Here is a 23,812-nt window from a genome sequence, read left to right on the forward strand (position 1 = left end):
CAACTCACTTGCGTGCACGATGACGCCGCACCGCGTCGCGATTCGCGCACGTGGGGGAGCAGTACCGCTGATTGCCGTTGCGGGAGGTGTCCGCGTAGATGTTGGTGCACTCGTCCAGGGTGCATCGACCTAATCGGTGCATGCCGCGGCCGACGAGGTGTAGCGCCGTGCCTACCGAGAAGAGTGCCTTGAGGACCTCGGCGAGCGACTGTTGGGGATCGCGGTAGTGCAGATGCCAGCCGTCGTTCGCGTGGTTGGTCATGCGCGGATACGCCGACGCTTGCTCGAGCATGACGTTCACCAGTTCGGCGCGGGCTGCCTCCTCCGTGACGTCGACGATTTTCGACCACTCGATCAGAAGGTCGAGGGTCTCGTCGAGGTCCTTCTCGGCGATGGGGAAATCGAGAATGATGCCTGCATCGACGCAGCGTTCGACGAGTTCGGCCAAGGTCTCGGGGTTTCGATTGGCCAGGTCGGCGGCCAGCGTCACCGCATATTCGCCGTAAGGGTTGAGATGCACAATGCCATTACATCATGCTCATTGCATGAAGAAAACAGAGATCACGCCGATCGGTTGCATCCATCGCTGGGAGGTCGAATCCCGGCACCGAACCAGCGAGGGGACGGTCACCTACCTGCGCTGCCATTGCGGGTCGTGGCAGACCTTGCTCGCCGAGTGGATGTCGGGTGGGGCAGCCTCGGCCGTCGCCGCACCGATAAAGGTCAGGTCCAGGTAATGATCAGCTAATCGTTCCGTTTTACCTCCGGCGACATGGAACGTGTTCTAGATTCAGGGTTATCTGCCTCGATGTCGCGGCGCGGACTCTGAAAGGAAAGACAATGCAGTTCAATCTTGCTGACATATTCGAGACCGTTGCCGGCTCAGTCCCTGATCGCGTTGCATTGACTTACGAGGGAGAGAATTTCTCCTACTCTCAGTTGGATGCGGAGGCTAACCGAACGGCCAACCTGTTCGCGCAAGCCGGCATCTCGCGCGGCGATCATGTAGCCCTGTTCCTGAAGAACAGCGTCGAACATGTCACGTCGATCCTCGGGTTGATCAAGATCCGTGCGGTCCCGATCAATGTGAATTACCGGTACACACCCGCCGAGCTCGAGTACATCTTCACCAACTCCGACTCGGTCGCAGTGGTCGTGGAACTCCCCGAGCATCAGCGTGTCCTTGCTTCCCTCTTCGGTGCATGCCCGAAGGTGAAGACGGTGATCGTGATCGGCGAGATCGACGCCGAACTGGTCGCAGCAGCAAAAGCGCATGAAGTTTCTGTGGTTTCGTTCGACGACGCTCGTGAACAGTCGCCAGTGGGGGAGTTCGACGCTCGTTCTGGCGACGACGTGTACCTCCTCTACACCGGCGGGACCACCGGATACCCGAAGGGCGTCATGTGGCGTCATGACGACTTCTTCCGTAAGCCGCTCTCCGGCGGTAATCCGTACGGTGAGGGAGCGCGACAGGACCTCGCCGAGATTGCCAGTGCTGCAAAGGAATTTCCGGAACTCTCGTTCCTCATTGCTGCCCCGCTGATGCATGGCGCCGCGTTGTACTCGCTGTTCACCTTCCTCACCCTCGGTGCGCGAGTTGTTTTACGACGCGAGTTCGACGCGGAGAAGGTCGTCGAAGCGATCGAGAAGGATTCGGTACAGGTGATCTTGATCGTCGGCGACGGCATGGGACTGCCGTTGGTCGACGAGATGGAACGACGCAAAGACGAGGTCGATTTCAGCACCCTGTTCTCGATCACCTCGGGTGGCGCGATCTGGTCCACCAGTGTGCGGGATCGCATGCTGGCGGTGAAGCCGGACCTGCTGCTGCGGGACAACTTCGGAGCCTCCGAGTCCGGTAACGACGGCGCCTTCTCCATCGACGAGGCGGGCAATCTGCGAATGCCGCCCTCGCCGAACATGATTCTGGTCGACGAGCGCCTCGAAGAGATTCCAGCGGGCTCCGACGACGTGGGCTACATCGCGCGCATCGGAAACGTCCCGCTCGGGTACTACAAGGACGAAGAGAAGACCGCCCGCACGTTCCCGACCCGCGCCGACGGCACCCGCCTTTCGGTGCTCGGCGACATGGGCAAGGTGGAAGCAGACGGCACCATTGTCTTCCTGGGGCGTGGCTCGCAGTGCATCAACACCGGTGGCGAGAAGGTCTTCGCCGAAGAGGTCGAGGCTGCCCTTCACGCACATCCGGCGATCTCCGACGCGCTCGTTGTTCCCGCACCCGATGCGCGCATGGGGCAGCAGGTCGCAGCGGTGATCGCGACCTACCCCGGATCCGACGAGCTGACTCTCGAAGCGGTACAGGAACATTGCCGCAAGACGTTGGCCGGATACAAGGTGCCGCGCACGATCGTGCTTGTCGATGAAGTCAAGCGAACCCCGGCCGGTAAGGCGGACTACCGCTGGGCGACGACACTGGCGTCGTCCTAGCGGCGTGGAGTGGGCGACGACGATCTTTCACACGGATTTCACCACGACATAAGAGACATACCGGAAAGATGGTGCAGAGTAAGTCGTTCGCGCCTTGCGTCGTCACGTCCACGAAAGGGCCTTGTCTCATGCTCATCATCGGAATACTCCTGTTCGGGATCGTCATCGGAGCGGGAGCCCAGCTGATTCTGGGGAAAACGACCGCACGAGTGGACTGGACCTTCGCGTTCATCGCGGGAATCGGTGGTTCGCTGGTCGGCGGATTGCTCGTGAGTTTGATTGCAGGCGACGGATTATCATTGCGCCCGAGCGGCATCCTCGGGTCCCTTGCCGGCGCTGTCATCATCACCGCGGGGTGGCAGTGGTACCGCGGCAGGAACGCAACTACAACTACGCGTCCGTCTGATCGCTGATTTCCACAGTTCAGTCAGGGGACGGAGAGCGTCGACATATGAACGAACTACTCGATGAAGTCCTCACCGCACATGGCGGAGTCGAACATTGGCAGTCCGTTTCAGCGATCACGGCACGGGGACGTTTGGGCGGTCTGCTGCCCCAGCGCTTCCCAGGCAACAAGCTGGCGAAGTTCACGGTCGAGGTTGAAGTCGCCGAGCAACGCACTGTCCTCCAAGACTTTCCGCGTGTCGGCGAGTGCGCTGTGTTCGACAAGGGCGTCGTGCGGATCGAAACTCGTGACGGCGAAGAACTCGGGAGTCGAACCGACCCACGTTCAGCGTTTTTCGGGTTGAGTGGAGTCCGGCGCAACCTCCACTGGGACGCACTCGACACCGCTTACTTCGCCGGCTACGCCTTTTGGAACTATCTGACGGCACCGCTGCTGCTCGCCCGCGACGACATCACTGTCACCGAAGCCGAACCTTGGCAGGAATCCGGGCAGCAATGGCGACGACTTCAGGCAACGTTCGCGCCGGCGATCGATACCCATTGCCGGCAGCAGACCTTCTATGTCGACAACGGTGGCCTCATCCGCCGTCACGACTTCGTCGCCGAACCGGTAGGCAGCTGGGCGAAAGCTGCTCTCTACTGCGACCAGCATCGCGAGTTCGACGGTCTCACCTTTCCCACTCGACGACGGGTGCTCCCGAGGGGCCCAGGCGGCCGCGTTCTCTCGCGGCCGACGCTCCTGGCGCTCGACTTCGACGACATCGAGATCAAGCGATGAAAATCGGTTCTCGGTTACCTGTTGTCGAGTGTGAACAAACGGAATACGGTCCGCATGCACAGAACGACGCCGACGAAGCCCAGTACCGCACTCACGAGTGCATAGCCCGACAGCTGAGGTGTGAGTTGTGGTCCGCCAGGTACGAACAGCAGGATCGCCGCGACAATCAGCGCGGTCACTCCCGCCGCCATACCCAGGGCGTTGTTCGCCGACCGTCGTAGCCATAGCCTGTCGTCGGGGTGTGCGACCGAGCGAGTGCGAAGTGTGAAGCTTCCCGACGCGATCGAGGTCGCGATCTGGTCGAGCTGACCAGGCAGGCGCCTGACCACCGCGGTTGTGACCGCCGTCGTCGACAGGATTGCCTGCGCGGCTGCAGTCGGGCTGGCAACCTGGGTCAACAGTCGGGGTACTTCGGCCCGAACAGCAGCGACGAGGTCGATCTGCGGATCCAGGAGCCGGAGGGCGCGCTCCAAAGACGCGAGCGAACGGAAAGCGGCGGCGACGTCTCCCGGCACTCCGATTCGGTGTTCTCGAAGCACGGTGAACATTCGCGCGAACGATGCCATGGAAACATTGGGTTGGACACTGAGCAGGGTGATCTCTCGGCCCACCTGGTGACGTAGCGCTCCGCGATCAACTTCGGGCGGTACGTCGAATGCCATCAGCATCGCGTCGACTGTCGCCACCGGATCACCTGCGAGGGCAGCGTTGAGGAGCACGGCGAACAAGACCCGTGTCTCGCCGTCCAGAACCCCTACTGCGCCGAAGTCGAGGAGCCCGACCCGGCCGTCATCGAGGATCATGATGTTGCCGGGGTGCAGGTCCGCGTGAAACACCCCGTGGACAAAGATCCCGTCGAGCAACGACGCAAGAAGTTCGTTGGCGACGCTGCTGCGGGTGTGGCGGTCGATGCCGGTGAGCGCCGAATCACCGTCGGAGAGCGGTGTGCCGTGAAGACGTTCCATCACGAGCACCCGTCCGCTACTGAGGTTGGGGTAGATATGCGGAACGACGATATCCGGGCGGTTCGACATGGTGGAAGCAATCGCGCCGGTATTCGCTGCTTCGGTGCGATAGTCGAGTTCCTCGAGCAGTGACGTGACGAGACCGCCGGCGAGTCGGTGAACGCCGATATCGCGTGCCCAGGGAAAACGGGTCTCCGCGCGGGATGACACGCGAAGGAAGATATCGCAATCCACGCTCACTTGTGTGCTCGCCTCGGGGCGTTGAACCTTCACCACAACGTCGACGCCTTCAACGGTGCGCGCGGAATGTACCTGTGCGACAGAGGCGGCGGCGAACGGCTCCACATCGAACCGCGCGAACACCGACTCTGGTGCGTCGCCGAGTTCCGATGCCAGTAGCTCCGCGATACGGTCGGGATCAGCCGGGCGTGCCGAACTTTGCAGAGAAGAAAGGGTGCGAGCCAACTCGGGTGGTATGAGGTCGTCTCGCGTGCCGAGGATCTGTCCCAACTTGACGAAAGTGACACCGCACCGGTTGATTACTTCCACCAGTGCGTCCCCGAACTGAGGCGCTGACGGCCCAGCACGGAGAGCTGACCCGCCTCCCGCTCGCACGACGATGCCCGTGATCTGGACGTACCGCTTCGTTCGGCGCCACGATTTTCGGCTGCGCCGCAATGCTTCCGACGGACCTGGTAGGGATCCTGTAGGAACGACGACTTCGAGGAAAACCAATGCGGCCAGGCATGCTGCGAACACCCATAGCGCGACAACTCCGAAGAAGATGAGTGCTGTTCCCACGCTCACCAGAAGTTGATCGTCCGGGCCGGCAATTCCTGCAAGTGTTGCAACGTATCCCGACAGTGGAACCCCCACCGAGAGTGCTATCACCGCGACCGCAAGGGTTCGCGGCCATCCGACTCTCGTCCCCAGCGTTCGTCGCATCACGCCCGCCAGTGCTGCTGCAAGAAATGGCGTCGTGACGATCCAGACCATCAAGTCCATTGCGATAGCGTACGGGTTCGCAATCTGCGATACATCCAGGAAAACCCCGAGCCCACCCCGACTGACGGGTAACAAGCCCGACAGTGTCCAAGCGTCGAACATGCTTGGGCACTTCGGTGTTCATTCGCTCCGATGGCGACTCGTCCTGATCGGCTGTCCAGAAGAAGATATCGAGGCCGCCGTGAGGAAACAATCACAGGTACTTGTGCATGCCTTGTCTCATTCATGACCGCGACGGTGCCTCCCGTGTGGCGGGGTGTCCGGGCTCTCGAGAACCGACGTACGAATCTCGGCGGTCAGTGTCCGAGGAAGTCGCCTACTATCGGGGTGAATATGTTGTGGTACTGGAAGATTCCGCCGTGCCCGGAGTCGGGGTAGATGATCAGTTCGGAGCCGGGGATGCGTCGTCGTATATCTTCCGAAAGTGGGGTGGGGACCATTCGATCGTGGTCGCCGTTGACGATGAGCGTCGTGGCGGTGATTCGTGACAGATCGGAAGGGGCGGAACGGCCGTATTTCTTGATGGCGTCGAGTTGTGTTCGCAATATCCCGATTCCGACGGTCTTGTCGCGGTCGACGGTGCGTTCGTGCAAGCGCTGTATGAATTCTTTCGCGGCGGTCTTACCCGCGGCGTTGCGGTTGAAGAACAGAAATTCCTTCGGGTCCGCTCTGACCAACGTCGCGCGCAGAATATCCCGATATGTCAGTCCGGCAACCTTGTCGATGTCTTTGCCTCCACGTGGGCCGGTGCCGGTAAGCACGAGCTTGCGGACCAGGCCGGGGTGCGCGAGAACTAGATCCTGGGCGATGAAGCCCCCCATCGAGAACGTGAAGAGATCGACGGTGTCGAAATCGAATGCCGAAATGAAGGTGTAGGCGTCCGCTGCCATCGCTTCGATCGTGTCGGGAACCTTCCCGGATGATGCGCCGACGCCGACATTGTCGAACGTGATGACGTGACGGTTCCGGGCGATCGCGTCGATGATGCGGGGGTCCCAGTTGTCGAGGTTGGCGGCGAGGTGAACGAGGAAGACGACGGGGATGCCCCCTTTTGGTCCAAGTTCGCGGTAGGCGTACGTCGTTCCGCCTGACGTGACGGTCTTCGTCGGCGCTGACGCGTAGGTGGCGCCGACGGGGTGGTTCGAGGTGCTCATTCGAATGATCTCCGGGGGTGGGTCAGTGTGCGGGCAGGGTGATGACGGCTTTGCCGCGGATACCGCCCTTGGCTAGTGCTGCAAGCGCTTCCGGTGCTTCGTCGAATGGGTGAATTCTCCCGACGATCGGCCGGATGACGCCGTCGTCGACGAGTGTGGCGATGCGGCGAAGTTGGTCACCGCTTGCGCGCATGAACAGAAATTCGTAGCTCACCCCTGCCTTTGCGGCCTGTTTGCGGATCTTGCGACTCAGCGCCGCTATCGCAAGACGCATGATGGGATTCAAGCCGGCGGAGCGGGCGAAGGCTGAGTCCGGGGGGCCTGCAATGCCGATTGCCAGTCCACCCCGCCTGAGCACGCGAAGAGACTTCTCGAGGTTGTCGCCACCCAGGCTGTCGAGAACCACGTCGTAACCGTCGAGCAGTTGCTCGAAATCCTGGTTGCGGTAGTCGATGACGACATCGGCGCCGAGTCCACGAACGAAGTCCGAGTTCGAACTGCTCGCGGTCGTGGCGACCGTCGCCCCGAGGTGTTTTGCGAGCTGAATGGCGATCGACCCGACCCCGCCGGCACCGGCGTGGATGAGAACCTTCTGTCCCGGTTGAACATTGGCTCTCTCGACGAGTGCCTGCCATGCAGTGAGTGCGACGAGCGGTAGCGAACCAGCTTCGACAATGTTGATCGATGTCGGCCGCAACGCCACGTCGTCCTCGTGCACCGAGATGCGCTCGGCGAAGGTTCCGATGCGCCCGTCCCGGGGACGGGCGTAGACCTCGTCGCCGATTGAGAATTGACGAACGAGGGCACCGATCTGAATGACTGTGCCTGCCATGTCGTGTCCGAGCGTGAGCGGAAACGAATAGTGCAGCAACTGTTTGAACTCACCCGTGCGAATCTTCTCGTCGAGCTGGTTCAAGCCGGCCGCCTGCACCTTCACAAGCACGTCATGATCGCCGACAGCGGGTTCCGGCGCCGTCGTTTCCTGCAGAGGTCGTTTGTATCCGGTGAATGTGAGTGCTCTCATGGCTGATCTCCTGTAGCGCTTGTAGATGGTGTCGGGACGGGAGTACTGCCTCCGGCGGCAAGGAAGTCGAGAACTGCCGGGACGAAATCCTGGTGGTGTTGGAATATCCCGCCGTGCCCTGAACGCGGATAAATCGTCAGCTTCGAATTCGGGATGCGCCGCGCGAGGTCAGCGGAGTGATCACTCGCGACCATCAGATCGTTGTCGCCGTTCGCTACGAAGACGGGTTGGGTAATGCGAGCCAGGTCGTCGGGTGCCGCCTTGCCACCGCCCACGATTGCTTTGAGTTGGGCGACTCGTGCCTGCATCGAAATGCGCGTGTCACGATCGACTGTTCGTTCGGCGAGTCGCGCGAAATAGTCATCGGCGGCGCTTTTTCCCTCGTCGGTGCGTGGGAAGAACAAGAAGTGTCGGGCGTCTTTACGAGCGAGGGCGGCTTTGAGGTAGGCGAACCCGACGATCTTGCCCATCTGGTCGACCCCGCCGGCACCGCGAGGTCCGGTGCCGGCCAGCACCATTCGCCGGACCAGAGTCGGGTCGTGCAGGGCGATCATCTGGGCGACTGCACCGCCGAGGGAGAACCCGATCAGGTCGACGGTGCCATGGCCGAGGGCGCGAATGAACGCAGCCGCATCCTGGCCCATCTTTTCGAGGTCTGCAGGTACCGCGGTGTCGGTTGCTCCTACGCCTCGGTTGTCGAACGCGATGACGTGGTGATTCTCGGCGATTCCGTCGATGATGCGCGGATCCCAGTCGTCGAGGACGGCGGCGAAGTGGTGCAGGAACACCACGGGCACGCCTCCCGGGGTGCCGAGTTCGCGGTATGCATAGTTCACGCCGTTCGCGTGCACGGTTTTCGTCCGGACGGTTTTCCAGGTGGGCGTGTTGGACGGTGCGTCGTGGTGTGTCGCCATGTCTGTCCTTCCGAAGTGGTGAGCGTGGCCCGCGAGAGAAGCCTTTATATTATGATCATACTATTATGATCATAAGGCTATCGGATACAATCGGGTGAGGCAAGGGCATGGAGGGATCCTGACATGGCGAGATACGACACTGAACACAAAGCGCAGACCCGCGCTCGCGTGGTGGACGCGGCGGGGCGACGCCTCAAAAAGGATGGGATCGACGGGTCTGGCGTGAGCGCCTTGATGTCCGATGCCGGACTGACCAACGGTGCGTTCTATGCGCACTTCTCGTCCAAGGACGAACTCGTCGCGGTGGTGCTGGCTGATCAGTTGGCGACGCAACTCGACACTCTTCGGGGACTACCCGACGACGGTCAGGCATTGCGGACTTTCATCGAGAGCTATCTGTCGGCGAGTCATCGTGATCAACCAGAAGTCGGATGCCCATCGGCTGCGCTACTCGGTGAGATCAGTCGCTCGAATAGCATTGTGCAGCAATCATATACAGATGGTTTGGAGGCAATGATCAGTGTCGTCGCCGATCGAACTCGAATCAAGGGGCGCGTTGCTGCGCGATCAGTTGCTATCGGGGTGATGTCCATACTTATTGGGGCACTTCAACTGTCGCGGTCAGTGTCGGATCCGGGACTCTCCGACGAAATTCTCTCTTCTGGTCTCGTGAATGCCAGCCTCTTGCTCCAGGCATGACGTGTGGCGAGACTTCGCACCGTTCAGTCGGGCGTAAGTCGCGTCGGTCGGTCTGCAGAGCCGGTCCGGAGAATACTCACAGGGGACATGACGGTGGTCAACCCTGTTTTTGTCTCGCGAGCATCAGTTCGCAGACAGGCCGTGCCCTGTGAGCACGCTCACGGCCTGCTGCGACGGGAACGCGACTGTCGACCTGAATTTATCCGCAATCGATATGGGAGGGCTTGTGGGAGTCTGGGGTCCGGGAAACTTTGACAGTGACACCGTCGCGGATGGGCTGGGGGCCCTGACCGGTCGAATCGTGGACGACATCACTGCCGAGTTCGAAGACGATTCGAGTCTGGAGCCGGATGAATGGGGCGGGGAGATGGTGCCGGCGTGGCTCGAGATCCTCACCGATATTGCCCAGACGAAACGAGTCGGTGTGACCTTTCCATCGACGCAAGTGCTGATCGACTGGCGCGATCGATATCTGCGCGTGTGGGATGGCTACATTGACGAACTCGAACCGGACGAGGATCACAAGGTCGCTCGACGTGCAGTGCTCGTCCATACCTTTGAACAGGCGGTCGCCCTCGCAGCCGAGCGCGAACAGGCATAAACCTGGTGCGGCCGCGCTACTGACCATAGATCCGTCAGTTCCCCGGTGGAACGACGGTGAACGTGAACCCTCCGGAAGTCATTGCGTTGGCTTCTTCGAACATCGAACAGAGAGCTTCGGCGGCGTCGGTCGCCAATGCTCGGGCAGCGCTAGGGGTTCGACCTCGGGCAGTCACCGCGAGCCCAGGTACGTCCGCATCTGTGATCGTCAGATCGGACTCGTAGTCGGAAGCACTGCCACCGAGTATCTGCGCGAGTTTTTCAGCAGGAACAGACATGCCGTTGGAGGCTTCCCGATCACCGATGTACGCATCGCGCGGGGACCCGTCGTAGAGTCCGGTTCGATTACTACTGAACTGAACTACTGCAGTTTCGGTGAAGGAGATGGTCTTCGTCCACCACAGACCTCCCGCTACGACCAAAATGGCGGCGGCAACGGCCACCATTACCTGACCGCGGCGGTCGGAGAGGAATGTTCTCATCTGTCAGTTGTACCGCCTTGGCCGGCTGATTGACCGGCTTCATCACTACCTTGTCGGCGGCTGGTCCGCGAGATCACGTCCGCTTCGCGTCGTCATGATTGCGGACGAACTTCATGAGTCGGGGAATTACCCGATCAGGTATGTGTCCCAGGATTCCGTGGCCGGTTCCGGCATAAATCTCCACTTCGGCTTCAGGTACAAGATCAGCTAACCTCGCGGCCACCCGCTCGGGGCTGGAGACCACCGTCTCAGCGCCGGAGATTACGAGCATTGGAACCGAGATCGACTGCACTTCTGCATCTTTGAGCATTCGTGCCCACCCGACACCGGGCCGGTAGTTCAATGCCTCTGTAACCAAAGCGAACTCGCGATCGCCGATGACGTACCCGGGGGACAGCCAATCGTTGAGCTTGCGAATATTTTTGTCGGTGCGGCGCATACCGGCGCGGACCATCTTCAGCAGCACACGCCACGAGGGCTTGTCGAAGACTCCGCCCGGTTCGATTAGGGTCACACTCGCCAGTCGTTCAGGGGCGTGAAGTGCTACGAGAACGGCGTGCCACGCACCATGCGAGTAGCCGACCAGGTGGACGCGATCGACCCCGAGTTCGTTCAATACCTCGCCCACCCAGGTGGCGAAGTCGGATTCCCCGGTCAATGGAGCGGTCTGCACACTGCGGCCTGCAGTACCGATCGTGTCCAGCGCATAAACGACTCGGTCCCGGCACAGGTCCTCGATGACGATGTGCCATTGCAGACAATTGGCGCCGACTGCGTGCAGCAGGACGATCGGCGTCTCCGTGCCGGTCCCCGACCTACGGACATGGGTGGTTCCGAACGATGTCGGCACGTCGAGTTGTGTCGACGGAACCGGCCAGGTGCCCTCCAGTTCTCGGTAGATGCTCTCGTACGCCTGCTTTGATGCTTCGTTCTTGAATCGTCCGATCTTCGGCATGAGCCTCCCTCTCGCTGCATTCAATTTTGATGGTATGACCGTATCACTAATGCGGTACGTGCGTATCATTAACGAGTCAAAGTCATCCATTCGAAAGGGGAAGGACAGCCTCATGCCGCGACTGGTCGACCATGAAGTGAGGCAACGGGAGATCACCGATGCGGTGCGGCGAGTGATTGTCGACGGTGGGCTCGCGGCGGTGACATTTCAGTCCGTTGCTGCCGAGGCTGGGATTTCGGTGCGACTTGTGCAGTACTACTTCGGCACGAAGCGGGAATTCCTTCTCGCGACGCATCAAGCTGTGCGTCAGGATGCGGGTGCTCGCTTGATGCAGGAGTTGTCTGTTCTTGGCGCGGAAGCGACACCCCGCGAGGTTATTTCAGCGTTCCTTGTCGGCATGCTGCCACTCGATCGACAACGTCGGGAGGAAGCGATTGTTCTCGGTGCCTTCCACGCTGCCGCACTGACCGGACAAGGAATCGCCGCCGAGGAAACCCTCACTGCCCCAAGAGAGTTGACAGCGCTCATTTCCGGCCAGCTTCAACGAGTGACCAATCGGGACGCGGTTGCGCCGTCAATGGATCCCGACCTCGACGCCGAGCTCATTCTGGCGGCTGTCGCCGGGCTCGCCCAGGGGATGCTTCCCGGCTACGCCACAGCAGAATTGGCGGCCCAGTTGGTTGAGCGTCTCCTCGATCGCATTCTCGGGCCGACGAGACCTCAGGCCACGAATGAACCCGAAGTCGGCCGCCGTTAGTATTCCGGGATGTCTCCTGTGAACCCAGCGCTCGCCGGCCGGGTGTTTCCCTCGTCTTCGTACCTTGTCGGGCGCGAAAAGATTCGCGAGTTCGCTCTGGCGGTGCGTTCGAGCAATCCCTTGCACCATGATGTCGGTGTCGCCAGGGAGGCCGGGTTCGTCGATGTCATCGCGCCGACAACATTCACAACCGTTGTCCAGCAGCGAGCGATCATGGCACTGCTGCGCACGCCGGATACTGGGCTCGATCCGACTCGTGTGGTCCATACTTCCGAGAAGATCGAGCATCAGCGTCCGATAGTCGCCGGCGATGACCTGTCTACGACACTGACGATTACAGGGGTGACAGTGCGAGCAGGCAGTGCGATCCTGTCGACAGTTTCCGAGATCCACGACGTGACCGACGCTTTGGTCGCAACGGTCACCTCGACCCTGCTGGCGCGAGGAGAAGGCGCATGACCGTACCCGTCGTGCCGGTTTTCGAAAACCTCGTCCTTGGTGACATCGTCGCGAAGGTTGATCTGGTCCTCACTCGTGATGACCTAGTTCGCTACGCCGGTGCCTCCGGCGACATGAACCCGATCCATTTCAACGACGCAATCGCTACTGCGGCTGGGCTACCGGGAGTTCTGGCGCACGGAATGCTCACTGCCGGAATTGCTTTGCAGGCCATCGTCGACTGGGTTGGTGACCCGAGCGGTGTGATCTCGTATGAAACTCGCTTTACTCGGCCCGTCGTAGTCGATGCCGTCGATGGTGCTGATCTCTCCATCGCTGCGAAGATCGCGCGGATCGACTCCACAACGCGGACTGTGCGTATCGATGTCACCGTCATGCATAAGGGCCAGACGGTTCTGGGAAAGACCCAGGCGCACCTTCAGTTCCCGGGCGCCTGACAGGATTGCGGGCTGTCACTGGTCACATCGGGACCTACGCATCCGGGCGGGAGATCAACTGCATTGTGGCGCAGCACTACCGGAAAGACACCAACAGCTCGTCCGACGCTTGCATCGGTGCGTATCCGTCGGCGATGACGCGCCGACAGCCGTCGAGTTCGACGGTGAGTAATCGTTCCTCGTTCGTAGGACGGTCCACGTAGATCGTCGACGCCACCTCGGTGGCCACCGCGTCACAGTCGGGAGCGGGTGAAAGTCCGTCGAAGGTTTTCGTCGTAGACGATGTGCCTACGAATTCGGTGGCGGAGAATCGGCAGAAAACGCTGCCCGCCGACAGCGACGTCAGCGCCGTGGTACCTGTTGTGGCTGGTCGGTAGGCCGGCCGACAATGCGACAGTTCGTAGATCTGGTCGTCGGACAACGCTATTCGATGTTCGGTACTGCCGACCGGTGTCAGTTCCTTGATGGCGGCCAGGCCACCGGGTTTCGGCAGTCCACACGAATCGGAGGGATACCCCGGCCGAGTTGCTCGGCCTCGATCGTCGACCAACCAGAATTGGTCCAGGACAGCCAGGCTGTAGTTGTCACCGCAGCCTTCGGGGAACCAAGTCTTGTGCGCGGACGAGCGGTTCAGCATTTCCACCGCCCGACTGAAATCGCCCTCCCAACGATGAGCAGAGAAGCTGACGGTTCGGTCGGCTGCCACGTTGTCGCTGACAAACGGGTCGCACGTGACTGCGGCGACGGGTACGAAATCGTCTGGAACCGTCGCCGTTGATGTCGTCTGGAGCGGGCCGATCGGATACGGGGTCGCGCACCCCAGCGTCTCGGCGTCGACTATTACGGCAACTGGTCGATCGGGGATGGTCACGTGCCAAATGCCGGCAACAGCGAGGATGACGATCACGACTGCGAACCAACGCCAGAGCATGAGCACACCGTATCGTTCCCGATGTACGCCGAGCGGGAACAGGCCTAGTCCTCCGTTAACCGCCGAAGTCCTCGCATCCAAATTGAGTGGATCCAGGTTGCGGCTCGCAGATATGGTCCACTGGTGACGCATCCGAATGGCCGAAACGACAGTCCGATCCTGGTGATTGGTGCCGGTGTCGTCGGCGCGTCGATCGCGTATCACCTGGCGCGCATTGGTCTCCGAGTCACGGTGCTGGACCACGGCTCGGTGGCAGGAGGGGTGACCGGCAACTCCTTTGCCTGGGTCGGCCTCTCGAAGAGTGCCGCAGAAACTTACTCAGATCCGTTCCGGCAAGGCGCTGCAGTCGAATTCGACCGCCTGGAGCGCGAACTCGTCGAGCCAATCGGTTTGCGCCGCAGAGGCGCGATCACCTGGGAAGAGACGGAAGCGGAGACTCGAGCGTTCGTAGATGCTCATCGAGCACTCGGCCATCCCGTCGACCTCATCGGTAAAGAGGAAATCCTTGCTCGTGAGCCGGGATTGCGGACGGCCCCCTCGGTCGCAGCGTACGCGCCTGATGACGGTGGCGTTGACCCGGTTGCGTTCGCTCGATCGCTCCTGCGAGGTGCCGAAGAGTGCGGTGCCACAGTGTATTCCGATGTCAGTGCGCGCGGGGTGCTCACGGAGGGCATGAGAGTGTACGGAGTAATGACTGCCGACGGTCCCGTCTACGGATCGGCCACCGTGCTCGCTGCGGGTACCGCGATCCCTGGACTCGCGGCGTCGGCGGGAGTCGACGTCGAGGTCGACGCCTCCCCGTGTTGCCTCATCAGATTCTCGACGCCCCACCCATTGGTGAACGGAATACTGTCCTCTCCGGATTTCGAGATCCGGCAATTGGACGACACGACACTGATTGCGGCTGAAGATGTTCCGGCCGGGTTCTCCGGAGATGCTCGTGAGCTTGCGGGGCCGACGCTGCACGCGATCCGCAGTCAGCTCGTGGACGGTGACCAAGTGGAACTGATCGAGGCGGTAGTCGCTGACCGTCCCATCCCGCGTGGTGGCCGCCCGCTGCTGGGCTTCGCCGAAGGCGTGTCGGGGCTCTATCTGGCCGCGACGCATCCGGCGATCATTCTGGCCGGAGCAATTGGAGCCCACGTGGCCGGGGACTTCGCCCGAGCGTCGAGCCTGGACGGTTAGACGACGATGCCGGAGCCCGGTTCGACAAGGTCGAGCCGATATTGCGGTTCCTAGTTCTCTCTAGGACACGCGCTAGAGAGCGGGATATTCGTCTACTCGGCTTGTACCGTCGATGGGCATGGACCCCGTGCGCAATCCGTATGCCCCCGGTGCCGGTCAACGCCCGCCGGAACTCGCCGGGCGCGACAAGCAGATCGACGCCTTCGACGTCGTTCTCGAGCGAATTGCGCGTGGCCGCCCGGAACGAAGTGTTGTCCTCACCGGCTTGCGTGGCGTCGGCAAGACCGTCCTGCTCAATCAGTTGCGTTCGGCCGCGATCTCCCGAAGTTGGGGGACCGGCAAGATCGAGGCGCGCCCCGATCAGGATTTACGACGCCCACTCTCGTCGGCGCTGCACATGGCAGTCCGAGAGATCGCGGTCTCCCATCGCGATCCCGAGCGGGTCGAGCAGTTCCTCGGAGTCCTCAAATCGTTTGCCCTACGCGCCACTGCGGACAAGGGAATGCGCGAGCGCTGGCAGCCAGGCATCGATGCACCCGCGATCAAGGGTCGGGCAGACAGCGGCGACATCGAGATCGACCTCGTCGAGTTGCTGCTCGACGCGTCGTCGCTGGCCAGGGATGTCGGCGTCGGGATCGCCATCTTCATCGACGAGATGCAGGACCTCGGTGCCGCGGATGTCTCGGCGATCTGCGGGGCCTGCCACGAGTTGAGTCAGGACGCGGCACCGTTGATCGTCGTCGGGGCGGGGCTTCCGCATCTGCCTGCTGTGCTGTCGGCGTCGAAAAGCTACTCGGAGCGCCTGTTCAGCTACCACCGGATCGATCGGCTCGAGCGGGAAGCTGCAGATCAGGCACTGATTGCGCCTGCTGAGCGTGAGGACGTCGAGTTCACCGAATCTGCGCTCGACGCTCTGTACGAAGCGGCTGACGGGTACCCGTACTTCGTTCAGGCCTACGGAAAGGCCACGTGGGATGTGGCGGCGTCGAGTCCGATCACGTCGGAAGACGTGCGCGTCGGCGCGCCGACGGCTGAGGAAGAACTCGCTGTCGGCTTCTTCGGATCACGGTACGAGCGAGCAACGCCCGCGGAGCGTGAGTACATGCGCGCCATGGCCGATCTCGCCGGTGACGACGGACCCGTCGCAACCGCGAAGATCGCCGTCGAGTTGGGGCGCAAGCCGGCTTCCCTTTCGCCGGCACGCGATGGACTGATCAAGAAGGGACTGATCTATTCGGCAGAACGTGGGTCCATCGGATTCACGGTCCCTCACTTCGGCCGATACCTGCGCGGACAAGCGGAGTGAACGCGCTCGAAACCGCGTGGGATCGGGTGGCGGCGCTCAGTCCCAACCCACCGGCGTGGGTAGTTCAACTGGCCGCGTTGATCGCCGTGATCATTGTTCTCGAACCACACCTGTGGCGGATCGCCCGTAACGTCGTCACCATCGCACACGAGGGCGCTCATCTGATTGTCGCCGTCCTGGTCGGTCGACGGTTGAAAGGTCTTCGCCTGCATTCGGATACGTCGGGTGTCGCTATTTCGTCGGGCAAACCGACCGGCTTCGGCGTCATTCTGATGACGTTCGCGGGGTACGTCGGACCGTCGATTCTCGGACTCGGCGCGGCCGGGTTGTTGGGCGCGCAGCGTGCGGTCTCGGTGTTGTGGATCGGCGTATTCGTGATCGCGGTGATGATGGTTCTGATCCGAAACCTCTACGGAGTCTTCTCACTTGCCGTGGTGGGAGCCGTGTTGTTCGGACTCGTCTGGTGGGGGACCCAGGAGCAGCAGGTGGCTGCTGCCTACTTCTTGACGCTCTTCCTGCTTTTCGCCGGACCACGCCCGGTCGTGGAGCTTCAACGGCAGCGAATGCGACGAGGCGGGGCACCGGACTCGGACGCCGACCAATTGGCCAGGCTCTCACCGATACCCGCGATCGTCTGGGTCGGTTTGTTTCTGCTCGTGAACGTCGCGGTGCTCGTGCTCGGCGGATGGTGGATCCTGCGCCCGGTGGGTGGCTGACCGCATTGATCAGTTGTCCTGACGGGACAACTGATCAAGGATTATTGATGCTCCGCGGCCGTAGTCATCGCGTGAAGGCGCTCATATCGTGGAAGTCGACGAGTGGTCGTGCCGGGACTTCCCGCGGCCACAACCGCAGCGACGAAGACCGTCGACGATGACAAGGATTCGTTTTGGACGACAAGAACTTCCGCGGACGAACCGCGATCATGTCCGGGGGAAGCCGTGGCATCGGACTTGCCATCGCCCGTGCGATAGCGCGCCGCGGCGGAAACGTCGTGTTGCTCGCCAAGACCGATACGCCTGACCCCCGGTTGCCCGGAACAATCCACACGGCTGTGGACGAGTTGAACGAGCTTGGGGGTCATGCCGTTCCCGTCGTCGGTGACGTGAGGAACGACGACGACATCGCGCACGCCGTCGATGCAGCGGTAGAGCACTTCGGTGGTATCGACATCGTGGTCAACAACGCGAGCGTCCTCGACATTTCGAAAACCGAAGACCTCGCGATGAAGCGATTCGATCTGATGCAGCAGGTCAACGTCCGTGGCACTTTCGCGCTCACCCGAGCGTGCCTTCCGTACCTTCGGGTTTCGGCCAACGCGCACGTATTGACGCTGTCGCCACCGCTCAACTTTTCGCCGCACTGGTTGGGTGCTCATCCGGGCTACATGCTGGCCAAATACGGAATGACATTGGCGGCCTTGGGTATCGCCGCGGAGTATTCAGGTGCACCGATTTCGAGTAATTGTCTGTGGCCGGAGACCATGATCGCCACGGCGGCCGTCGGAAACCTGCTCGGGGGAGACGAAAGTATCGATCACTCGCGTTCACCCGAGATCATGGCTGATGCGGCTGTCGAGATTCTCGGACGTCCCGCCGGCACGGATACCGGTCGGACGGTGCTCGACGTCGATGTCCTGCGCGAGGCGGGGATTTCGGACTTCTCGCAGTACGGCGGTCAGTCACCGTTGGCTATCGACATTTTCGTCGACGCTCCAATTCCGTGATCTCGGGCGATCTACAGGTATCTAGCCAAATCGCTAGATACCTGTAGATCTTCCTCACGCCACCTCGTGCTCGCCGCCCGGGGCAACCTTCTGAAGTCCGCGATATGCGTCGCTGGCACTTTGGCGACCACCGATGACGGCCTCGACCTCCGCGGCAATCGGCATGTCGACTCCGTATTCGCGAGCCAGATCCATGACGGTAGGGGCAGTTTTTACTCCCTCGGCGACCTGGCCGAGCTTGGCGACCGCCTCCTCGACGGTCAATCCCTGCGCCAGAGCTTCGCCGACGCGACGGTTGCGAGAAGTCGGAGCCATGCAGGTGGCGATCAAATCGCCGACGCCCGTCAAGCCGGCAAAGGTGCGCGGGTTGGCGCCCATCGCTTCACCGAGTCGGGTCATTTCGGCGAGACCGCGCGCGAGCACCATCGCACGAGTGTTGTCCCCGACTCCCAGGCCGTCGGCCATGCCCGAGGCGATGGCAACGATGTTCTTGAGGATGCCGCCGAGTTCACAGCCGAGCACGTCGGTGTTGCGGTAGACACGGAAGACCGACGACGCGAACAGGGGTTGCAGCGCGGCGGCGACGCGATCGTCCTGGGTGGCCACGACCGATGCCGCGGCCATGCCGTCGACGATCTCTTTGGCGATGTTGGGGCCCGCGAGCAGTCCGACGGGATGGCCGGGCAGGCACTCGGCGATCACTTCGGTGGGGCGCTGCCGGGTGCCGGGCTCGAGGCCCTTGGACAGTGACAACACCGGGACCCACGCCCGAACCTCGTTGGCGATCTCGGCGAGGGTGGCGCGAACGGCGTGCGAAGGCACCCCACATACGAGTACGTCCGCTTCACGAGCGGCTTCGACCAGATCCGAGGTTGCCTTGAGTCCCTTGGGAAGTTTGCGCTCACCAAGGTATTTGGAGTTGGTCCGTTGCGAATTGATCTCGTCGGCCGCTTCGGAATTTCGTGCCCACAGCAGGGTGGGAGTGTTGCGGGCAGCGAGGCCGGCCACCGTGGTTCCCCACGATCCGGCACCGAGGACGACGACGCGTACCGGGCGGGCCATCAGAGTGCGCTGTTCTGGGTAGCGAGTGCTGTCATGGCGCCAAGCGTTCCACTTGCGGAGCAGTTGCGGGCCAATTCCGGCGAGTCTGTGGCTCGACTTACAGATGAGGCGGCGGTTCGGGGCTTTCGCGCATTGTTTCGACCGCTTCTGCGGATTCCGCGACGATCGAGCGCATCGCGGTTTCTGCAGCGTCGGCGTCGCCGGACTGAATGGCTGATGCGACCACTCCGTGCAGGTGAATCGCTTCGGGGTCGGCTTCGTGGGGCATCAAGGAGTGGCGTGTGCGGCCTTCGAGTATCTCGACGACGATCTGCGACATCGCCCGCAGCATCGGGTTACCGGAGGCGGCGAGCAGGGTGCGGTGGAAGTCGGAGTCATGGCCGAGATAGGCACCGGTATCGGCAGCGCGAGAGGTAGCTGACATGCCGATGACGGCTGCGGTCAGAGCGCCGCACTGCTCGGGTGTTGCGCGAGTTGCGGCCAGTCGCGCCGCCAGGGGCTCGATACCGGAACGGAGTTCACTCAGGATCGAAAGCTGCTCGAACCGATCAGGACCGGCCAGTTGCCAGCGGATGACATTGGGGTCGAGCGAGTTCCAGTGTTCGGAGCCCAGGATGGTGATTCCGACGCGTCGACGAACCGAAGCCAATCCGAGAGATTCGAGAACGCGGACAACTTCGCGGATGACGGTTCGCGACACGTCGTAGCGCGTTGCCACCTCGTCGGCGGAGATCGTGGTTCCCGGGGGGAGCACACCACCGACTATGTCTTGGCCGAGCTGTTCCAGCATCGAGTCGTGTAACTGCTGAAACGGGACAGAAGGCATACGTAGATCGTCCCATGCGTATGGAGTAAGCCCGGTGCAAGGCGAATAAATACTACAAATTAGTGTCTGCTCTTGAAATTGTAGGTTAATTAAGGAACAGTGACCTCAATCACTCATCGGACTGGGAGTCCCTATGAACACCACAGCATTGCTGGCGGCCGAGGTCGTCCCCGCTGGTAGCGACGCACGATTGATCATCGCTGCAGTCGCCGGCGTCGCGGTCATCATCGCGCTGATCACCTGGCTCGACCTGCATCCCTTCCTCGCGCTGTCCATCGGCGCGGTAGGTGTCGGTCTGGCGGCCGGCCTCGGTTCGGCAGAGTCGGTTGCAGCATTCGCCACCGGTTTCGGATCGACCATGGGAAGCGTCGGAATCCTGATCGGTTTCGGCGCGATGTTCGGCAAACTCCTCGCCGATTCCGGTGGTGCCGACCGAATCGTCGACACACTGGTCGGCCGCTCCAGCACCAAGGCACTCCCGTGGACCATGGCTCTGGTCGGCGCTGTCATCGGTCTGCCGATGTTCTTCGAGATCGGTCTCGTTCTGTTGATGCCGGTCATCATCCTGGTCGCGCGGCGATCCGGATTGTCCCTGATGCGCATCGCGATCCCCACCCTCGCCGGCCTCTCGGCCATGCATGGTTTGGTTCCCCCGCACCCAGGGCCGCTGGTTGCAGTCTCGGCATTGAACGCAAACCTCGGCCTCACGCTCGCGCTCGGTGTCCTCGTCGCGATCCCCACTGTTGTTCTCGCCGGACCGGTCTTCAGCAAGTACGCAGCGCGGTGGGTCGACGTGAAGGTTCCGGATCTCTTTGTCACAGGCGAAGATCGAGGTGAAGAAGAGAAGCAGCAGCGCCCTTCGTTCGCGGCCACTCTCGCAGCGATCCTCCTCCCGGTTGTTCTCATGCTGGGCAAGGCATTCGCCGACGTGATCGCACCCGATTCCGAGGCACTCCCCAAATCCGTCCTCGACTTCCTCGGAACACCCGTTGTGGCTTTGGGTCTCGCGGTTCTGGTCGGAATGGTGCTGCTGGGTCGCGGCGGCGGAATGGACCGCAAGGCCATCTCGAAGTCGCTCGAGAGTTCCCTACCTCCCATCGCAGGCATCTTGTTGATCGTCGGCGCCGGTGGCGGTTTCAAGCAGGTCCTGATCGACACCGGTATCGCCGGAGTGATCGCCGACGCGATCAAGGGCAGCAGCCTTCCCGTGCTGTTCCTGGCCTGGCTGGTAGCGGTATTGATCCGCGTCGCAACGGGTTCGGCAACGGTGGCAACGGTGACGGCGTCGGGCATCCTCGCTCCGGTTGCGGCCGACCTCTCGTCCGCACATGTCTCGCTGATGGTCTTGGCGATCGGTGCAGGCTCGCTCTTCCTCTCGCACGTCAACGACGCCGGATTCTGGTTGGTGAAAGAGTATCTGGGCGTCAGCGTGGTACAGAACCTCAAGACCTGGACCGTGATGGAATGCATCATCTCGGTATCGGGCCTGGCCGGAGTGCTCGTGTTGAGCGCATTCATCTAGGTAGGCGAGCACATGAACAGCGAAGCGGCACAGCAGAAGCAGTATCCCGTGCTCGTCCTGATGGGTGTCTCGGGCTCGGGAAAGTCGACGGTCGGCGGCATGCTCGCCGGAGCGATGGGTTGGGACCTTCAAGAAGGCGACGATCTGCACCCGCAGGCGAACATCGACAAGATGGCGACCGGGCATCCGTTGAACGACGACGATCGCTGGCCCTGGCTCGACAAGATCGCCGTCTGGATCAAGAGCCATACCGACGCCGGTCAGCCGGGCATCGTCACGTGTTCGGCACTCAAGCGCAGCTACCGCGACGTGCTTCGCGGTGAGCACGTCGTGTTCGTGCACCTCGCCGGTTCGCGGGATCAGATCGGCCAGCGATTGACCGCCCGCCTCGATCACTACATGCCCGCCTCGCTCCTCGACTCCCAGATCTCGACGCTCGAGGCCGTCGACCCGGACGAGCAGGCCATCGTCGTCGACGTGGGCGGTAGTCCCGCCAAGATCGCGGAGGAGATCCTGCGACGGGTGGAGACGTTCGAATACTGAGCATGCCAGGCGTGTAAGCACCCGAGGTTCGGGTTACGGTACATGGGTGACTGCTGCTGCTCAGACGGCCTGATCGTGACCGACTTCGACTTCCACAGCGTCTGGACGCTCCCGGCCTCTGCCGACCGCGTCTACGACGTTCTCGCGGATGCCGAGCGGTATTCGCAGTGGTGGCCTCAGATACGCCGAGTCCGGGCGACCGACGAGCACTCGGGCTCCATGGCCATCCGCAGCGCTGTCCCTCTGACGCTGCTGGTCTTCGGGCGACGCGAGGTCGAAGACCCCGTCGCCCGACGTCTGCAAGTGCGTCTCTCCGGGGCAATGACCGGATGGAGTAGCTGGGTGGTACGCCCCGCTGAATCTGGCTGCGTCGCCGACTTTCGGCAACAAGTAGCGGTGTTCGGAGCGCTCGGTCTGGCCTCGAAGATCGCGAAGCCGGTATTCGAGTGGAATCATGAAGCGATGATGCGTGGCGGGCACCGCGGACTCTCCGCGTATCTCTCCCGGCCGTGATTGCGAGCCGAACTTGCACATACTCGAGTAATTCATGCCTACCCGTCGTGTCGTTTTGACGCAGCGTCAGTTATCGTTCACAACAGCAGTCGACAAGTATGTGTAACTCACATGCACAAAACGTCTTGACCTGGGAGGACGCTATGCGGACGCGAGATTCGACGGTATGGCATTGGAACGTGAGTCCCCGAGCGCGGGTTATCTTCTGCCTGACCAGGACGTTCGTGAAGCCGATGTTCACCCTCTGGCCGACCACCGAACGCGGCATCCGCCAACTCGAGCGACTCGACGCGATGGCGGACAAACTGCCGAAGCCGAAGAACCTCGACATCGAGCCTTTCACGCTTGGTGGTGTGCCAAGCGAGAAGGTGCAGCATCCACGCAAAGCGCAGGGCGAGTTGGCCGGAGCCACGATCCTCTACTTCCACGGCGGTGGGTTCGTCTTCTGCGGTCTGGCAACGCACCGCGCGCTGTGCGGTTTGCTCTCGGCGAAGGCCGGAGTGCCGGTGATCTCCGTGCGCTACCGTCAGCTGCCGGAAGGTTCCATCGGCACCTCCGTCAAGGATGCGATGGCCGCGTACACTGCGTTGCTCGAGATAGCGGAAGACCCGAACAAGATTGTGCTTGCCGGTGATTCGGCGGGCGGTTACCTGGCCATGAAGGTCGCCGAAATTGCCGCACTGCGCGGAATCACGCGGCCCGCTGCCGTGGTGGGATATTCCCCTCTTCTCAACGTGAACCTCGAGGACCACGATCCCGATTTCATGAAACGCGATGCCTACCTACCGATGTCACAGGTCGAAAAGCTCAAGGAGCGGTGGCTGGAGGGTCCGGACGAGATTCCTGGTGCGCAGTCTCCGATCAACGCCGACGCCAGTCTGATTCCGCCGTCGTTCCTGGTGGCCGCCGAATACGAACTGATGCGTCCGGACGTCGAGATCATGACCGAAAACCTGATCAAGGCAGGACAAGCCGTCGAAACGCACATCTGGAGTGGGCAGATCCATGCTTTCCCGGTGATCGGCAAAGCTCTTCGGGAGGGTAAGGCGATCGTCGATCTCACAGTCAAGTTCCTCGAGCGAACGATGGCCTCGCAGAACCAGATCAGCGCCTGAG

27 protein-coding genes are annotated in these 23,812 nt (G+C 61.8%); 17 read left to right on the forward strand and 10 right to left on the reverse strand.

The features are described from left to right. Positions 1 to 4 precede the first annotated feature (4 nt). Entirely contained in the window at positions 5 to 520 is a 516-nt protein-coding gene (locus tag ACKAMS_RS03895) for a CGNR zinc finger domain-containing protein (RefSeq protein WP_003940315.1), read from the reverse strand. A gap of 25 nt (positions 521 to 545) precedes the next feature. Here ACKAMS_RS03895 and ACKAMS_RS03900 point away from each other — a divergent pair, with 25 nt between their 5' ends. From ACKAMS_RS03900 to ACKAMS_RS03915, 4 genes are all read left to right on the forward strand, one after another. After that, positions 546 to 737, forward strand: coding sequence for a hypothetical protein (locus tag ACKAMS_RS03900; protein ID WP_021331840.1), 192 nt, complete (start codon positions 546 to 548; stop codon positions 735 to 737). 103 nt (positions 738 to 840) lie between these two features. Further along, the gene (locus ACKAMS_RS03905) at positions 841 to 2,448 is read left to right on the forward strand and encodes an AMP-binding protein (protein WP_355330313.1); all 1,608 of its coding nucleotides are present in this window, start codon (positions 841 to 843) and stop codon (positions 2,446 to 2,448) included. A 128-nt stretch (positions 2,449 to 2,576) separates the two neighbouring features. Further along, positions 2,577 to 2,861 (forward strand): hypothetical protein, encoded by a 285-nt coding sequence (locus tag ACKAMS_RS03910; RefSeq protein WP_003939785.1) that lies wholly within the window; start codon positions 2,577 to 2,579, stop codon positions 2,859 to 2,861. A 38-nt stretch (positions 2,862 to 2,899) separates the two neighbouring features. Continuing rightward, a complete protein-coding gene (locus ACKAMS_RS03915; RefSeq protein ID WP_020909320.1) occupies positions 2,900 to 3,631 on the forward strand; it encodes a hypothetical protein in 732 nt (243 codons plus the stop codon). 14 nt (positions 3,632 to 3,645) lie between these two features. Here ACKAMS_RS03915 and ACKAMS_RS03920 read toward each other — a convergent pair whose 3' ends face one another. The 4 genes from ACKAMS_RS03920 to ACKAMS_RS03935 form a co-directional block, all read right to left on the reverse strand. Beyond that, positions 3,646 to 5,601: an AarF/ABC1/UbiB kinase family protein gene (locus tag ACKAMS_RS03920; RefSeq protein WP_257207903.1), complete on the reverse strand. Its 1,956-nt coding sequence runs from the start codon at positions 5,599 to 5,601 to the stop codon at positions 3,646 to 3,648. Positions 5,602 to 5,897: 296 nt separating this feature from the next. Beyond that, positions 5,898 to 6,755, reverse strand: coding sequence for an alpha/beta fold hydrolase (locus ACKAMS_RS03925; protein ID WP_408988631.1), 858 nt, complete (start codon positions 6,753 to 6,755; stop codon positions 5,898 to 5,900). 22 nt (positions 6,756 to 6,777) lie between these two features. Further along, positions 6,778 to 7,779 (reverse strand): NADP-dependent oxidoreductase, encoded by a 1,002-nt coding sequence (locus ACKAMS_RS03930; protein ID WP_020909317.1) that lies wholly within the window; start codon positions 7,777 to 7,779, stop codon positions 6,778 to 6,780. Beyond that, positions 7,776 to 8,693, reverse strand: coding sequence for an alpha/beta fold hydrolase (locus ACKAMS_RS03935; RefSeq protein WP_205906937.1), 918 nt, complete (start codon positions 8,691 to 8,693; stop codon positions 7,776 to 7,778). The genes ACKAMS_RS03930 and ACKAMS_RS03935 overlap by 4 nt, the downstream gene beginning before the upstream one ends. 123 nt (positions 8,694 to 8,816) lie before the next feature. Between ACKAMS_RS03935 and ACKAMS_RS03940 the strand changes: the two genes are divergently transcribed. Beyond that, complete coding sequence (locus ACKAMS_RS03940; protein ID WP_020909315.1) at positions 8,817 to 9,392, forward strand: TetR/AcrR family transcriptional regulator; 576 nt, start codon at positions 8,817 to 8,819, stop codon at positions 9,390 to 9,392. A 148-nt stretch (positions 9,393 to 9,540) separates the two neighbouring features. Next, positions 9,541 to 9,993: a DUF4259 domain-containing protein gene (locus ACKAMS_RS03945; RefSeq protein WP_408988632.1), complete on the forward strand. Its 453-nt coding sequence runs from the start codon at positions 9,541 to 9,543 to the stop codon at positions 9,991 to 9,993. Between the two features lie 34 nt (positions 9,994 to 10,027). Here ACKAMS_RS03945 and ACKAMS_RS03950 read toward each other — a convergent pair whose 3' ends face one another. Next, complete coding sequence (locus ACKAMS_RS03950; protein WP_134771703.1) at positions 10,028 to 10,474, reverse strand: hypothetical protein; 447 nt, start codon at positions 10,472 to 10,474, stop codon at positions 10,028 to 10,030. A 73-nt stretch (positions 10,475 to 10,547) separates the two neighbouring features. Continuing rightward, on the reverse strand, positions 10,548 to 11,429 hold the full coding sequence (locus tag ACKAMS_RS03955; protein WP_021331848.1) for an alpha/beta fold hydrolase: 882 nt from the start codon (positions 11,427 to 11,429) through the stop codon (positions 10,548 to 10,550). A 112-nt stretch (positions 11,430 to 11,541) separates the two neighbouring features. On the opposite strand from ACKAMS_RS03955, the gene ACKAMS_RS03960 reads away from it, so the two are divergent. From ACKAMS_RS03960 to ACKAMS_RS03970, 3 genes are read left to right on the forward strand one after another with little or no spacing between them, the layout of a single operon-like run. Continuing rightward, the gene (locus ACKAMS_RS03960; RefSeq protein ID WP_020970969.1) at positions 11,542 to 12,186 is read left to right on the forward strand and encodes a TetR/AcrR family transcriptional regulator; all 645 of its coding nucleotides are present in this window, start codon (positions 11,542 to 11,544) and stop codon (positions 12,184 to 12,186) included. 9 nt (positions 12,187 to 12,195) lie between these two features. Continuing rightward, positions 12,196 to 12,645, forward strand: coding sequence for a MaoC family dehydratase N-terminal domain-containing protein (locus tag ACKAMS_RS03965; RefSeq protein ID WP_019745537.1), 450 nt, complete (start codon positions 12,196 to 12,198; stop codon positions 12,643 to 12,645). Next, positions 12,642 to 13,082: a MaoC/PaaZ C-terminal domain-containing protein gene (locus ACKAMS_RS03970; protein WP_021331850.1), complete on the forward strand. Its 441-nt coding sequence runs from the start codon at positions 12,642 to 12,644 to the stop codon at positions 13,080 to 13,082. Before ACKAMS_RS03965 ends, ACKAMS_RS03970 begins: the two co-directional genes overlap by 4 nt. Positions 13,083 to 13,158: 76 nt before the next feature. Here the strand turns inward: ACKAMS_RS03970 and ACKAMS_RS03975 are convergent, their stop codons facing one another. After that, a complete protein-coding gene (locus tag ACKAMS_RS03975; protein WP_408988633.1) occupies positions 13,159 to 14,013 on the reverse strand; it encodes a hypothetical protein in 855 nt (284 codons plus the stop codon). 123 nt (positions 14,014 to 14,136) lie between these two features. On the opposite strand from ACKAMS_RS03975, the gene ACKAMS_RS03980 reads away from it, so the two are divergent. The 4 genes from ACKAMS_RS03980 (at position 14,137) to ACKAMS_RS03995 (ending at position 18,230) form a co-directional block, all read left to right on the forward strand. Continuing rightward, positions 14,137 to 15,198, forward strand: a complete 1,062-nt coding sequence (locus ACKAMS_RS03980) for an NAD(P)/FAD-dependent oxidoreductase (RefSeq protein WP_408988634.1) — start codon at positions 14,137 to 14,139, stop codon at positions 15,196 to 15,198. A gap of 118 nt (positions 15,199 to 15,316) precedes the next feature. Continuing rightward, the gene (locus tag ACKAMS_RS03985; RefSeq protein ID WP_021331853.1) at positions 15,317 to 16,504 is read left to right on the forward strand and encodes an ATP-binding protein; all 1,188 of its coding nucleotides are present in this window, start codon (positions 15,317 to 15,319) and stop codon (positions 16,502 to 16,504) included. After that, positions 16,501 to 17,220, forward strand: coding sequence for a M50 family metallopeptidase (locus ACKAMS_RS03990; protein ID WP_003940327.1), 720 nt, complete (start codon positions 16,501 to 16,503; stop codon positions 17,218 to 17,220). The genes ACKAMS_RS03985 and ACKAMS_RS03990 overlap by 4 nt, the downstream gene beginning before the upstream one ends. 173 nt (positions 17,221 to 17,393) lie before the next feature. After that, complete coding sequence (locus ACKAMS_RS03995) at positions 17,394 to 18,230, forward strand: NAD(P)-dependent oxidoreductase (RefSeq protein WP_355330290.1); 837 nt, start codon at positions 17,394 to 17,396, stop codon at positions 18,228 to 18,230. A 54-nt stretch (positions 18,231 to 18,284) separates the two neighbouring features. On the opposite strand, the gene ACKAMS_RS04000 is transcribed toward ACKAMS_RS03995, so the two are convergent. Together ACKAMS_RS04000 and ACKAMS_RS04005 are read right to left on the reverse strand one after the other, a co-directional pair. Next, positions 18,285 to 19,292 carry an NAD(P)H-dependent glycerol-3-phosphate dehydrogenase gene (locus tag ACKAMS_RS04000; RefSeq protein ID WP_019745531.1) on the reverse strand — a complete coding sequence of 336 codons (1,008 nt, stop codon included), beginning with the start codon at positions 19,290 to 19,292 and terminating at the stop codon, positions 18,285 to 18,287. 97 nt (positions 19,293 to 19,389) lie between these two features. Continuing rightward, positions 19,390 to 20,118 (reverse strand): FadR/GntR family transcriptional regulator, encoded by a 729-nt coding sequence (locus ACKAMS_RS04005; RefSeq protein WP_019745530.1) that lies wholly within the window; start codon positions 20,116 to 20,118, stop codon positions 19,390 to 19,392. A 133-nt stretch (positions 20,119 to 20,251) separates the two neighbouring features. On the opposite strand from ACKAMS_RS04005, the gene ACKAMS_RS04010 reads away from it, so the two are divergent. From ACKAMS_RS04010 to ACKAMS_RS04025, 4 genes are all read left to right on the forward strand, one after another. Further along, a complete protein-coding gene (locus tag ACKAMS_RS04010) occupies positions 20,252 to 21,640 on the forward strand; it encodes a GntP family permease (RefSeq protein WP_019745529.1) in 1,389 nt (462 codons plus the stop codon). 12 nt (positions 21,641 to 21,652) lie between these two features. Further along, the gene (locus tag ACKAMS_RS04015) at positions 21,653 to 22,183 is read left to right on the forward strand and encodes a gluconokinase (protein WP_020909302.1); all 531 of its coding nucleotides are present in this window, start codon (positions 21,653 to 21,655) and stop codon (positions 22,181 to 22,183) included. Positions 22,184 to 22,258: 75 nt separating this feature from the next. Continuing rightward, positions 22,259 to 22,696: an SRPBCC family protein gene (locus ACKAMS_RS04020; protein ID WP_134998896.1), complete on the forward strand. Its 438-nt coding sequence runs from the start codon at positions 22,259 to 22,261 to the stop codon at positions 22,694 to 22,696. A gap of 143 nt (positions 22,697 to 22,839) precedes the next feature. Continuing rightward, positions 22,840 to 23,811, forward strand: a complete 972-nt coding sequence (locus tag ACKAMS_RS04025) for an alpha/beta hydrolase (RefSeq protein WP_408988635.1) — start codon at positions 22,840 to 22,842, stop codon at positions 23,809 to 23,811. The last annotated feature ends 1 nt before the right edge of the window (position 23,812 follow it).

It is taken from the genome of Rhodococcus sp. 5A-K4 (assembly GCF_046097995.1).
Classification (GTDB): domain Bacteria; phylum Actinomycetota; class Actinomycetes; order Mycobacteriales; family Mycobacteriaceae; genus Rhodococcus_F; species Rhodococcus_F erythropolis.